Source organism: Xanthomonas sp. LMC-A-07 (assembly GCF_030208825.1).
Classification (GTDB): domain Bacteria; phylum Pseudomonadota; class Gammaproteobacteria; order Xanthomonadales; family Xanthomonadaceae; genus Xanthomonas; species Xanthomonas campestris.
On sequence record NZ_JARVTF010000017.1, the window covers coordinates 1 to 13,249 of the forward strand.

Sequence of the window (13,249 nt, forward strand, 5' to 3'; positions counted from 1 at the left end):
CTTTTGGCGCATCCGCATAGTCTGCACTGATTAGGAAAGATCGTGAACAGGTTCTTAGCTCTGCCGTCTCTACACGTCTACGCACGTGCCAGAACTGCAGGTGCAAAGCACTGACATCAATCAGTAGTCGCGCTAACGCTTTCGCCGTTCTATCCATCCACAGCCAACCTGCCGGCGGACTGCCCTGGCCGGTTTCGGGCTCCTTGGCGGCATGGATGCCGCCAAGGAGCCACCATGGACGGATTCACGGCGTGTCTCGGAAGCGGTCAGGGCAGGCCGCCCGCCACCAACCCTGCGTGGACTCGCAGGAACTCCAGCACCTGCCAATAGCGCTGAACCCAAGTGGGCCCGGCTACCGAAACAAGCAAGCCGATTCAGCGCTTTATGCGGAATTTACGCAGCCGCCCCACCAGGTCCATAGCGACTTTACGCAGCACAGGACGAGACTGCGCGCATTGGCGGAGCGGTTCCGCCGTGGACATCCCGATGCACGCTCTTTCCTGTCTGCCCCATCGGCGCTGTGCGCCCGGTGCGGCAGCGCCTTGTCTTGTTGGTTCGTCCCTGCCGCGTGCAAGCGCGGGCGTTATCTCGCTTGCGCCGCGTTGCGCACCCACGGAGTAATCGACATGCCTGCCTGGTTGTCCCTGCTGTGCGGCGTGGCCGTGTTCGTGGCGGCCGCGTACCTCTTGTACGTGGTGCTGCGGCCCGAAGACTTCTGATGCGAGTGCGCTCCAATGACTGAAACATTGCTTGTCTACGCGTTGGCCATCGTGCTGGCGTGGCCCTTGGGTCGCTATCTGGCGGCGGTGATGCGCGGTGCGCCCATGCGTGGCGACGCCGTGTTCGGCTGGATCGAACGGCCTCTTTACGCAGCGCTTGGCACGCGCCCGCAACAAGGCATGTCGTGGCGCGGCTACGTCGCCGCGTTCCTGCTCAGCAATCTGGTGGTGGGCGTGCTGACCTGGGGCGTGTTCATGACCCAGGCCTGGCTGCCGTTCAATCCCGATGCCATCCCCAACATGCGGTGGGACACCGCGTTGCACACCATGGTGTCGTTCCTCACCAACACCAACCAGCAGCATTACTCCGGCCAGGCGCAGTTGTCGTACCTGGCGCAGATGACCGGCATTGTCGGCCTGCAGGTGGTGACGCCGATGATGGGTCTGGCACTGGCGGTAGCAACCTTGCGCGCGCTGTTTGGCGGGCGGGCGGTTGCGAATGCCAACGACGCTGCGGCAACGGCAAGCGGCCCGCACTCCACCGCGTTGCAGACCGCGACAGCGAGCTTGGCTGCGCACCAGACGCAGCCGTCAACGCCGGCAGGCGCGCCGTTGCCCGATGCAGACGTGGGCAACTACTGGGCCGATGTGATCCGTGCCAGCGTGCGCGTGCTGTTGCCGCTGTGCCTGCTGTGGACGCTGCTGCTGGGCTGGCAGGGTGTGCCGTCGACCTTGCAGGGTGCAGCGACGGCAACGCCGCTGGACAGCAGTGCCGGTATGGCCACGCAGACCATTCCGGTCGGGCCGGTGGCAGCGATGGTGGCGGTCAAGCAACTCGGCACCAATGGCGGTGGCTGGTATGGCCCCAACAGTTCGGTGGCCCTGGAAAACCCCACTCCGTTGAGCAATCTGCTGGAAACGCTGGCGCTGGTGCTGCTGCCGATGAGCGTGGTGTTCATGGTCGGCTACCTCACCGGGCGCAAGCGGCTGACCGCATTGGTGTTCGGCACCATGCTGCTGATGTCGGTGGCATCCACCGGCTTGCTGCTGTGGTCGGAAGCGCATTCGGCCAGCGCCACGTCGCCCGCGTTGATGGAAGGCAAGGAAGTGCGCATCGGTGCCGACGCCTCGGCGTTGTGGGCCGCGTTGACCACGCAGACCTCCAACGGCTCGGTCAACGCAATGCACGATTCGCTCAGCCCGTTGAGCGGGCTGGTCACGTTGGTGGACATGTTGATCAACGCCATCTGGGGCGGCATTGGGTGCGGGCTGCAGCAATTCGTGGTGTATCTGTTGTTGAGCGTGTTCCTGGCCGGCCTGATGACCGGACGCACGCCGGAATTGTTCGGCCGCAAGATCGAAGCGCGCGAAGTGCAATTGCTGGCGCTGTTGATCCTACTTCAGCCGCTGGTGGTGCTGGGCTTCACCGCGGTGGCGTTGTCGGTGCCAGCGTGGACGGCCAATTCCAACCCCGGTTTCCATGGCATCAGCCAGGTGTTCTACGAGTACACCTCGGCATTTGCCAACAACGGTTCCGGTTTCGAAGGCCTGGGCGATGCCACCTACTGGTGGAATCTGAGTTGCGCGGTGGTGCTGGCGTTGGGGCGTTACCCGGCGCTGATCCTGCCGCTGATGGTGGCCGCGCGCATGGCAACCAAACGCCGTGCACCGGAATCGTCCGGCAGCCTGCAGATCGAAACCCCCACCTTTGCATTGACCCTGATGGCCATCGTGCTGGTGCTCACCGTGCTGCAGTTCATGCCCGCACTGGTGCTGGGCCCCATCGCCGAACACCTCGCCCTGGCGGCGTCCTGAGAGTTCCCGAGCAATGTCTACGATTCCTGTGATTGAAAAGCGTGAGCGCGCCGACGCCAAGTTGTTCGATGGCGCGGTGCTGCTGGCGGCGATGCGCGCGGCATTTTTGAAGTTGACGCCGCGGCATCTGTTGCGCAGCCCGGTGATGGCGGTGGTGATGGGCGGCACCTTGCTGGCAGCGGTGATCACCGCCAGCGGGCATGGCAATGCCGGCTTCGGCTGGGCGGTGACGGCGATCCTGTTCGTCACCGTGTTGTTCGGCAACTTTGCCGAAGCTATCGCCGAGGCGCGCGGTCGCGGCCAGGCCGCGTCGTTGCGGCGTGCACGCAAGGACCTAGTGGCGCGGCGCGTGGAAACCGCAATGGGCGGGCGCGAAACCCGCGTGCCGGCGGCCGAATTGCGCCCGGGCGATTTCGTGCTGGTGTCCGAAGGCGAGTTTGTGCCTGCCGACGGCGAGATTGTGCGTGGCCTGGCCACCATCAACGAAGCGGCGGTCACCGGCGAATCCGCGCCGGTGCTGCGCGAGGCCGGGACCGACCGCAGCGGCGTGATCGGCGGCACGCGCGTGCTGTCCGACGAGATCGTATTCAAGGTCACCGCCGAGCCGGGGCAGAGTTTCCTCGATCGCATGATTGCGCTGGTGGAAGGCGCCAACCGGCAGAAGACGCCGAATGAAATTGCGCTGACGCTGCTGCTGGCGGCAATGACATTGACCTTCCTGATCGTGGTGGCGTCGCTGCCGGCGATTGCCGGCTTTGTCGGCGTCACGCTGGATCCGTTGCTGCTGATCGCGTTGCTGGTGTGCCTGATTCCCACCACCATCGGTGGGCTGTTGCCGGCGATCGGCATTGCCGGCATGAACCGCGCGCTGTCGGCCAATGTGCTGGCCAAGTCGGGCAAGGCGGTGGAAGTGGCCGGCGACGTGGACGTGCTGCTGCTCGACAAGACCGGCACCATTACCTATGGCGATCGCCAGGCCACCGCGTTTCATCCGTTGGCCGGTATCGACCGTGCACAGCTGCGCGATGCTGCCATGCTGGCCTCGCTCGCCGACCCGACGCCGGAAGGCAAGTCCATCGTCAAGCTGGCGCGTCAGCAAGGCGCAGTGGCAGTGGAGCCGGAAGGCGTGCATTTCATTGCATTCACCGCACAAACGCGCATGTCTGGCGTGGACCTTGCCGGGCGCAACATCCGCAAGGGTGCGGGCGATGCGATCGTGGCGTATGTGCAGGCGCAAGGCGCCACGGTGTCGCCGGAGTTGAACGGGCGCATCGAAGAAGTGGCACGCGGCGGCGCTACGCCGCTGGTGGTGGCCGAAGGCCGCCACGTGCTCGGCGTGGTTGAACTCAGCGACGTGGTCAAGCAGGGCATCAAGGAAAAGTTCGCGCAGCTGCGTGCGATGGGCATCAAGACGGTGATGATCACCGGCGACAACCCGCTCACCGCCGCAGCGATTGCCGCCGAAGCCGGCGTGGACGACTACATCGCCCAGGCGCGCCCGGAAGACAAACTCGCGCGCATCCGCGCCGAGCAGGCCGGCGGGCGACTGGTGGCGATGGTGGGCGATGGCACCAACGACGCCCCGGCACTCGCACAGGCCGACGTGGGCCTGGCGATGAACTCCGGCACCCAGGCCGCCAAGGAAGCCGGCAACATGGTCGATCTGGATTCGGATCCGGCCAAGTTGCTGGCGGTGGTCGAAGTGGGCAAGCAGCAGCTGATCACCCGCGGCGCGTTGACCACGTTCTCGTTGGCAAACGATGTGTCGAAGTATTTCGCGATCCTGCCCGCATTGTTCGCTGCGGCCATTCCCTCGATGGCCGCGCTCAACGTGATGCACCTGTCCAGCCCGCGGCATGCGGTGCTGGCGGCGCTGATCTTCAATGCGCTGATCATTCCTGCATTGATTCCGCTGGCACTGCGCGGCGTGCGGTTCCGTCCCTCCAGCGCCACGGCGTTGTTGCGCCGGAACATGCTGATCTACGGCCTGGGCGGCGTGTTGCTGCCGTTTGCCGCCATCAAACTGATCGATCTGGCGCTGGTCGCCACGCTGGGTGCCTGAGTCATGACCACTTCTTCCAAGAGCACGACCATGTCTAACTCCCTGCCATTGCGTGACGATGGCGCCGTGCGCGCATCTTTCGCCCTCGCGTTGTTCGTGCTGCTCGGACTGGGCCTGGGCTATTCGCTGGTGGCCACCGGCATCACCGGTGCATTAATGCCGGATCAGGCGCATGGGTCACTGCTGCGGGCGGATGGCCGGGTCATCGGCTCGTCGCTGGTGGCGCAGCCGTTTGCCGACGCGCGCTACTTTCAGCCGCGTCCATCCGCCGCCAAGTACGACCCTACCGCTGCGGCCGGCAGCAACCAGGCGCGCTCCAATCCAGAGCTGCTGGCGCGGATTGCCACCGCACGTGCGGAGATTGCACAGCGCGATGGCATTGCGCCTGATGCAGTTCCCGGCGAGCTGTTCACCCAGTCAGGCAGTGGCCTGGATCCGCACCTGAGCCCGGCTGGTGCGCAGGTGCAACTGCGCCGCGTCGCCGCCGCCCGCGGCTGGCCGGAGCAACGCGTGGCCGCGCTGCTGCAGGCCGCCACCGAGCAGCCGCAGTTCGGCTTGCTTGGGCAGCCGCGAATCAATGTGCTTGCGCTGAATCTGTCGCTTGATCGCGCCGGAGATGGAGTGCCGGGAACGGAGAATGGCGTAGAGCAACAGCGCTAGTACACCAAGCCAAGGTAGGCTCTTCGATTCCCGATTCCCGATTCCCGAATGTCTGACGCCCGTACCCAACACGCCGATGCCCTCATCGGCGAACTGCAGCGCGAACACGGCGGTCGGCTGACCGTGTTCCTGGGCGCGGCGCCGGGCGTGGGCAAGACCTACGCCATGCTGTCGCGCGCGCGCGAGCGGCTGCGCCAGGGCGTGGATGTGGTGGCCGGGGTGGTGGAAACGCACGGCCGCAGCGAGACCGCCGCGTTGCTCGATGGCGTGCCGCTGCTGCCGCGTGCGCAGGTGAGCTACCAGGGGCATGCGCTGGAGGAACTGGCGCTGGATGCGCTGCTGGCGCGCAAGCCGCAGCTGGCGTTGATCGACGAACTGGCGCATCGCAACGTGCCCGGCAGCCGCCACGAGCGCCGCTGGCAGGACATCGTGGAGTTGCTGGACGCCGGCATCGACGTCTACACCACAGTCAATATCCAGCACCTGGAAAGCCTCAACGACATCGTGCTACGCATCACCGGCGTGCGCGTGTCCGAGACCGTGCCCGATGCGGTGTTCGACCGCCTGCGCGACATCGTGCTGGTCGACCTGCCACCGCGCGAGCTGATCGAGCGTCTGCAGCAGGGCAAGGTGTATCTGCCCGAGCAAGCCAGCCAGGCGCTGCAGGCCTTCTTTTCGCCTTCCAACCTCACCGCGTTGCGCGAGCTGGCGATGCAGACCGCCGCCGACCGCGTGGACAGCGATCTGCGCGACACCCAGGCTGCGCGTGGTCTACCGGGCACGGCGGCGTTGCGGCGGCATGTGGTGGTGGCAATCGACGGGCGCGGCAGCTCGGACTATCTGGTGCGGGTGGCGCGGCGGCTGTCGGAACGGCGCGATGCGCCGTGGACCGTGGTGACGGTGCAGACACGCACCGTGGCCGATGCCGCCTGGCAACTGGAGATCGACCGCGCGTTCGCGTTGACGCGCCGGCTCGGCGGCGACACGGCGCTGCTGCATGGCGCCAACGTGGCCGATGCCTTGCTGGATTTCGCCTCGCAAAACGGTGTCTCCACACTGGTGTTGGGCCGTACTCGCGAGCGCCCGCTGGCGCGCATGTTCAACCGCACGCTGACCCAGCAACTGCTACAGCGCGGCGCGCATTACGAACTGGTCATTGTCAGCTCTGGCGATGCGCGCGCCCGCGCGCGGCAGCGCTGGCGCAACCCGGGGCAGTGGCTGCAGCGTTACGACCTGGCCTATGCCGCCATCGCCGCTGCCGCCGCGGTGGCGGTGGCCTGGGTGATCCAGCGCTGGACCGACATCGATGACCTGTCGATGGTGTTCATCGTCGCGGTGGTGCTGGTGGCCTCGCGCACGCGCATGGCCGCGGCGGTGATCGCCGCGCTGCTGAGTTTTGTCGCCTACAACTTCTTCTTCATCGAACCGCGTTTCACCTTGCACATCAGTGCGCGCCAGGGCGTGGTGACGGTGTGCCTGTTCCTGATCGCCGCCCTGGTGGCCGGGCGCCTGGCCTCACGCCTGCGCAGCCAGGTGCTCGCCCTGCGCGCGGCCAATGCGCACGCCAACGCATTGCAGGCGCTGGCCCGCCAGCTCAGCACCGCGGCCGATCTGGGCCAAGTGCTGGAAGCCGGCCGGCGTGCGCTGGCCAGTGCGCTCGATGCAGAGGTCTGGCTGCGGCTGGAACAGCGCGAGAGCGAAGCGCCCACCAGTTTCAGTGCACTGGACCGCAACGCCGCCGACTGGACCCAGCGCCACGGCCAGCCGGCCGGCCGCTTCACCGACACCCTGGCCGGCGCACAGTGGTGGTGCCTGCCGGTGCGGCATGAGCGCGGCACGCTGGGCGTGGCCGCGTTGCGCTTCCGCCAACAGCTGCAGCGGCCGGGCCTGGAGCAGCGCCGCCTGGCCGAGGCGATGGTGGAAGACATCGGCCAGGCCGCACTGCGCACGCGCTTGGTTGCCGATCTGGAAGGCGCCCGCGTCAGCGGCGAAACCGAACGGCTACGCTCGGCGTTGTTGTCGTCGGTCTCGCACGATTTGCGCTCGCCGCTGGCCTCAATGATCGGCTCAGCCAGCAGCCTGGCCGAATATGGCGAGGCGATGGACGCCACCGACCGCCGCAGCCTGCTGGAGACCATCCAGCTCGAAGGCGAGCGGCTGGACCGCTATATCCAGAACCTGCTCGACATGACCCGGCTCGGCCATACCGGCCTGACCTTGAAGCGCGACTGGATCGGCGTGGACGAGTTGATCGGCTCGGCCACGCGGCGGCTGCAGCGCTACCAGCCGCAGGTGCGCCTGCAGCTGGACCTGGCGCCGGAGCTACCGGCGATCTGGGTACATCCGGCGTTGGTGGAGCAGGCCATCTTCAACGTGCTGGAGAACGCGGCGAAATTCTCGCCGCCAGGCGTGGCGGTGACGGTGCAGGCCCGGCTGCAGAGCGGCGCCTTGCAGATCGAGATCGGCGACCAGGGCCCGGGCATTCCCGAAGACGAGCGCGCGCGCATCTTCGACATGTTCTACAGCGTGGAGCGCGGCGATCGCGGCCGCCACGGCACCGGCCTGGGCCTGACCATCTGCCAGGGCATGATCGGCGCACATGGCGGCAGCGTGGAGGCCTTGGCCGGCCCGCATGGTCACGGCACCACGATCCGCATTACGCTGCCGCTGCTCGTTCCTGCCGCGCCACCTCGCCCCGATGCCGACTGACCCGACTGCCATTCCCCCCGCGCGCGTGCTCATCATCGACGACGAGCCGCAGATCCGCCGGTTTCTCGACATCAGCCTGCGTGCGCAGGGGTACCGCGTGCTGCAGGCCGGCACCGCCGAAGAAGGCCTGGCCACGCTGGCCGGGCAGGGCGCCGAGCTGGTGGTGCTGGACATCGGCCTGCCTGATCGCGACGGCCACGAGGTGCTGCGCGAGATTCGCCAGTGGTCCAGCGTGCCGGTGATCATGCTCACCGTGCGCGCCGGCGAAACCGAGAAGGTCGCCGCGCTTGACGCCGGCGCCAACGACTACGTCACCAAGCCGTTCGGCGTGCAAGAGCTGATGGCCCGCATCCGCGCGCTGCTGCGCCAGGCCGGCGCCGGCAACACGGTGGAGGAAAGCGTGTTCGACGATGGCCACCTGCATATCCACCTGGGCTTGCGCGAAGTCACGCTCGATGGCGAAGCAGTGCCGCTTAGCCGCAAGGAATACGCGCTGCTCGCGCTGCTGTTCAAGCACGCAGGCCGCGTGGTGACGCAGCCGCAGTTGCTGCGCGAGGTGTGGGGCCCCACCCATGAAGAAGACACGCATTACCTGCGCATCCTGGTCGGCAAGCTGCGCCAGAAGCTGCACGATGATGCGGCGGCGCCGCATTACATCGTCACCGAACCGGGCGTGGGCTTGCGATTTATTGGTGGTGGGCGCTGAGTATTGCGTTGCGCTGGTCGCGGGGCGCTATCTCATTACGGCTGCGCAGTCGTTTTTGATAGCTGCTCTAAGTGCCCAGCGCTTGCGGATGGCAGGGTTCTGGCGTTGTTCGAAATCAAGCGTGGGCGCGGCTAGGTTTTATCGAGAAAGCGCTCGCGCCCGAGGGCGCTCCTACCTGGGGGCGGGTCGTGTCATGTGACTGCTTTGATGCCGCGCAGACATGAGTACCGAGCTCGATGCGTCTTCTACATAAACAGACGGGCTCATTCGCGCGCCATCGGCACTTGGTTGCATCACACGCTGAGCAACGATCCACTACTGCGCCGCCCACACAGCGAACGAAACGCAGCAGCAACTGGCAGCGCGCGTTTGCAGCTTCCAGCTGCCGGCGTTCTTCCATGCCGCATTCGCCGCTCGCCAGCACCGCATCCATCATTCCACGCATCTCTACCACTGCATCACGGCGCCGGCGGCAGCACCTTGCCCGGGTTCAAAATCCCATCCGGATCCAGCGCGGCCTTGATCGCGCGCATGGCCGCCAGTGTGGGTGCGCTGAAGGCCTGGGTCATGAAATCGCGCTTGGCCACACCGATACCGTGTTCGCCGGAGAGCGTGCCTTCCAGTGCTATTACCAGCGCAAACACGCGCGGCAGTGCCGCCTGCGCGCGCGCAGTTTCATCGGCGTCGTCCGGGTCATACATGATGTTGACGTGCAGGTTGCCATTGCCGGCATGACCGAAGGCAACGATCGGTAGCGCGAATTCCACCGCCAGTGCTTCCACACCAGCGACAAGCTCAGGAATGCGCGAGACCGGTACTACCACGTCCTCGTTGATCTTGCCCGGCTTGATGGTGCGCAATGCCGGCGACAATGCACGGCGTGCCGCCCATAGTTTGTCGCGCGCGCTGCCATCGGCGGCGATGTCCAGGCTGAGGACGCCATCGCCCTCGGCCGCGTCATGCAGGGCCTGCAATGCGTAGGGCAGGGTGTCGTGATCGCCATCGGCTTCGATCAACAGCATCGCGCCGGCATCGGGCACGTCGCTGCCATTGCGGCGCAGCAGTGCAATCGCGCCGGCATCCATGAATTCCAGCATCGTCGGCGTGGTGGGTTGCGCCATGATGCGCGACACCGCTGCCGCCGCGCTGGCGGCATCGCGGTACAGCGCACGCACGCCGGCTTGTGCGACTGCGCGTGGGGTCAGCTTCAAGGTGGCTTCGACGATGATCGCCAGCGTGCCTTCGCTGCCGACCAGTAAATGCGTGAGGTCGTAGCCAGTGGAATTTTTGGTGTACGCGCCGCCGCAGTGAATGACATCGCCGGTGCCGGTCACCGCGACCAGGCCGAGCACGTTGTCGCGGGTGGCGCCGTATTTCACCGCACGCGGGCCGCCGGCATTGGTCGACAGGTTGCCGCCCACGCTGCAGATCTCCGCGCTCGATGGATCCGGTGGCCAGAACAGGCCATGCGGCTGCAAGGCCTGCTGCAAATCGCCATTGAGCACGCCCGGTTGCACCACCGCACAGCGGTCGGCCGGGCGCAACGCCAGGATGCGGTTCATGCGCGCCATCGACACCACCACGCCGCCGGAAAACGGCACCGCCGCGCCGGTGGTGCCGGTGCCCGCGCCGCGCGCCACGATCGGCACGCCATGCGCGCGGCACGCCTGCACGATCGCCACCACGTCATCGATGTCGCGCGGCAGCGCCACCGCACCCGGCAATGCCCAACGCCGCGAATCGTCCTCGCCATAGCGGCGCCGCGCGTCTGCGCCGGTCAGCCAGCCTTCCGGTCCAAGCCGTGCGGCCAGCAGGTCGGCCAGCGCGGTGGGAAGTCCATCAGTCATAACGCGTGATCCTGTGGTCTCGCGCGTTGGAGGCATCGCCACCCAAGCGCCGCGACGGTGAGCGGCAGCCACACCCAGCGCAGCTCGGAGAGCAGCACGGTGAGGCCACGCGCATTGAAGAAATTGCCGGCAAACGGTGAGACCCGGATCGGCCGCCACGGCGCAAACCAGCGCACATCGCTCCACGGCCAGGCCAGTGCCACGCCCAGGCCGCCGGAGGTCATTGCATCCAGCAGCGGATGCGAAGCGGTGCAGATCAACAGAAACACCGCGGCCTGCAGTGCGTCGGCGCGCAGCAGGCGATGCGCGCCGGCACCCAGCGTGGCCATCAACACGGCAAACAGCAGCGAGTGACTGGCGCCGCGGTGGCCGAACGCATCGGCATACGGGATGTGCAGCGCAAACGCGGCCACGTCGGCATCGGGCAGCATTGCGGCCACCATGCCGGCGGCAAGCAGGCGCGGGCTGATGCGTCCGCGCTCGCTGGCACACCAGAGCGCCAGCGGCACCGCGGCGTGGGTCATGATGGTTGGCATCGAACGGGCTCGTTGCTCAGCAGTCGTCTAGGCGAAATGCGTCGCGGATCCAGTGCAGCAGCGGCGGCTCGCCGCTGGCCTCGACGACATCGAAGCGGCACGGCAACGCCGCGAGCGCCGGGTGGGCGGCGAGGAACAGTTGCGCGGCCAGCACCAGCTTGCGGCGTTTACGGAAATCCACCGATGCCGCGCCGCCACCGAAGCGTGCGTCGCGGCGGTAGCGCACTTCCACGAACACCAGCATCGGGCCGTCGCGCATCACCAGATCGAGTTCACCGCCGCGGTAATTGGCGTTACTCACTACCAGCCGCAGCCCGGCCTGTTCCAGCTGCGCGCGCGCGGCGGCTTCCACCGCTGCGCCACGCTGCTGGCGGGCCGCCGGCATGGGCTCAGCGGCCGTCGGCGATCGGGACCGGCCGGCCACCGTTGAAGGTGGACCACGCCGGCGTGCGCAGCACATTGCCGAACCCATCCAGATGCAGGGTGCCGGTGGCGCCGCGCAGGCCGCCGTCGCTGCCGGTGGCGAGCTTTTCCAGATACGCGCTGATCTTCCAGGCGTCGTAGCCGAACGCGAACAGGCGTGCCGCCGGGCCGCGTGCGCTGGGCAGGGTGCTGGCGACCTGGCTGGCTGCCGGCAGGCCGGACACGCCCAGGGCGGTCCAGGTCTCGCTGGGGTACACGATGCCATCCAGCGCCAGGTCGTCTTCCACCTTGCCGGTGCCGGCCACCAGCTGCGAGGTGCCCACGCGCGACTTGCCGGCAAACCCGCTCAATGCCAACTGCGGCGCCAACGCGCGCGCGGTGTTGCCGCGCACCGCCAGGAACACCGCATCGGCGGTGCCGTAATTGCGCAACTGCGCGCCGATGTCGCCCGGCACATCGGCCACGCTGATGCTGCCGGCGATGGTGCCGCCGCGTTCGCTGAAGCGGTCGCGGAAGGCCTTGATGGTGCGCTTGCCGTTGTCGTCGCTGGTGCCGACGATCAGCACATTGCGGCGTTCGCGCGAGAGCAGATATTCGGCAGCCATGATGCCGTCGTCTTCCGGCGCCAGCGAGAACCCGGCGCTGCCGCTGGGCGGGGCCTTGTTGTCGGTGGGGCGGTTGAGCGCCAGCACCGGTACCGCGAGCTGGCCGCGCGCAAACAGCGCGCTGACCTCATCGCGGCCCAGCGGGCCGACCACGTAATCCACGCCCGCACCCACCGCCTTGTCGTAGGCGGCATTGGCGCCGGCGGCGGTGCCGGCGGTGTCGAAGAAGCGCAGTTCCGGGCGGCGGCGGGTCTCGGCGTAATAGCCGGCCAGCAGGCCGTCGCGTACCGGCGCCGAGGCGGTGGCCAGGTTGCCGCTGAGCGGCAGCAGCACGCCCAGCTTCACCGGCGGGCGGTAGCCGTCGCGTTCGGCCGGCGGGCGCTTGCTGGTGTCGAAGCCCCACTGCGCGTCACGTTCGAAGGCGCGCGGCAGCGGCAGGCCGCGGCTGATCAGCGCGCGGCCGGCGAAGTTGTACAGCGGGTCGCCGGCCGGCAGCGCGGCGGTGCGGCCCTTGAGCGTGGCGTCGTCGAGTGCGGCAAGCAGGCGCACGATGGCGCGCTGGTTCTCGCTGCGCGGTGTGCCGGTCAGGCTGGCATCGGCGCGGGCGCGGTCGGCCGCGGCACCGAACAGGTCGCCGGTGGCTTCCAGCGCGGCTGCGCGTGCCACCAGCCAGCGTGTCTGCAGCGGCTGGGTCAGCCCCTGCGGACTGTCGCCCAAGGCCTGCAGTGCCTGCGCGGCCTGCTTGTCGATCACCGCCAGCTCGCCGGTGAGCAGGTCAAAACGCGCGCGGTCCTCGCCGGTGAGGTGGCGCGCGGTGACCTGGCCCAGCAAGGTACGGGCGCGTGCGTCGTCGCCGGCATCGTGCCAACCGAACGCCGCCGCAGCCAGCAGGCGGCTGCGCTGCGCGCCGCTGGCGCTGGCTGCCTCGGCTTCCAGCTGCTGCGCGGCCTCGCGCGGCTTGCCCTGGTCCAACAGCGCCAGCGCCGCGCTCTGTGTCGGCGAAGCGGTCTGGGTGACGCTGCTGGTCGCGCAACCGGCGGCCAGCATGACCATCAGCGAGAGGGCGGAGATCCTTGCAACACGCTTGTTCATTTCAGATCCATTGGACAGGGGCCGCCAGGGCGGACCGTTAAAAACGCTACGATTCTACTCTTTGCCCTTGAGAAT

General features: G+C 67.5%; 10 protein-coding genes. 6 read left to right on the plus strand and 4 right to left on the minus strand.

What is annotated here, in order from left to right:
- The first annotated feature begins 626 nt into the window (after positions 1-626).
- Genes QRM89_RS17575 through QRM89_RS17600 form a run of 6 tightly spaced genes read left to right on the plus strand, consistent with a single transcriptional unit; the run spans position 627 to position 8,671 of the window.
- A complete protein-coding gene (locus QRM89_RS17575) occupies positions 627-719 on the plus strand; it encodes a potassium-transporting ATPase subunit F (RefSeq protein WP_011035940.1) in 93 nt (30 codons plus the stop codon).
- 15 nt (positions 720-734) lie between these two features.
- A complete protein-coding gene (kdpA, locus tag QRM89_RS17580) occupies positions 735-2,534 on the plus strand; it encodes a potassium-transporting ATPase subunit KdpA (RefSeq protein WP_285448604.1) in 1,800 nt (599 codons plus the stop codon).
- A 13-nt stretch (positions 2,535-2,547) separates the two neighbouring features.
- Positions 2,548-4,596, plus strand: a complete 2,049-nt coding sequence (gene kdpB, locus QRM89_RS17585) for a potassium-transporting ATPase subunit KdpB (protein ID WP_285448605.1) — start codon at positions 2,548-2,550, stop codon at positions 4,594-4,596.
- A gap of 30 nt (positions 4,597-4,626) precedes the next feature.
- The gene (gene kdpC, locus QRM89_RS17590) at positions 4,627-5,256 is read left to right on the plus strand and encodes a potassium-transporting ATPase subunit KdpC (protein ID WP_285448606.1); all 630 of its coding nucleotides are present in this window, start codon (positions 4,627-4,629) and stop codon (positions 5,254-5,256) included.
- Between the two features lie 48 nt (positions 5,257-5,304).
- A complete protein-coding gene (locus QRM89_RS17595) occupies positions 5,305-7,965 on the plus strand; it encodes a sensor histidine kinase KdpD (protein WP_042597566.1) in 2,661 nt (886 codons plus the stop codon).
- The gene (locus QRM89_RS17600; protein ID WP_274298652.1) at positions 7,955-8,671 is read left to right on the plus strand and encodes a response regulator transcription factor; all 717 of its coding nucleotides are present in this window, start codon (positions 7,955-7,957) and stop codon (positions 8,669-8,671) included. Before QRM89_RS17595 ends, QRM89_RS17600 begins: the two co-directional genes overlap by 11 nt.
- Positions 8,672-9,129: 458 nt before the next feature.
- On the opposite strand, the gene QRM89_RS17605 is transcribed toward QRM89_RS17600, so the two are convergent.
- From QRM89_RS17605 to QRM89_RS17620, 4 genes are read right to left on the minus strand one after another with little or no spacing between them, the layout of a single operon-like run.
- Positions 9,130-10,518, minus strand: coding sequence for an FAD-linked oxidase C-terminal domain-containing protein (locus QRM89_RS17605; RefSeq protein ID WP_285448607.1), 1,389 nt, complete (start codon positions 10,516-10,518; stop codon positions 9,130-9,132).
- Positions 10,515-11,054 carry a metal-dependent hydrolase gene (locus QRM89_RS17610; RefSeq protein WP_274393251.1) on the minus strand — a complete coding sequence of 180 codons (540 nt, stop codon included), beginning with the start codon at positions 11,052-11,054 and terminating at the stop codon, positions 10,515-10,517. Before QRM89_RS17610 ends, QRM89_RS17605 begins: the two co-directional genes overlap by 4 nt.
- A 16-nt stretch (positions 11,055-11,070) precedes the next feature.
- Positions 11,071-11,439: a YraN family protein gene (locus QRM89_RS17615; RefSeq protein ID WP_076056566.1), complete on the minus strand. Its 369-nt coding sequence runs from the start codon at positions 11,437-11,439 to the stop codon at positions 11,071-11,073.
- A 4-nt stretch (positions 11,440-11,443) separates the two neighbouring features.
- On the minus strand, positions 11,444-13,174 hold the full coding sequence (locus tag QRM89_RS17620) for a penicillin-binding protein activator (RefSeq protein WP_011035950.1): 1,731 nt from the start codon (positions 13,172-13,174) through the stop codon (positions 11,444-11,446).
- Between the last annotated feature and the right edge of the window lie 75 nt (positions 13,175-13,249).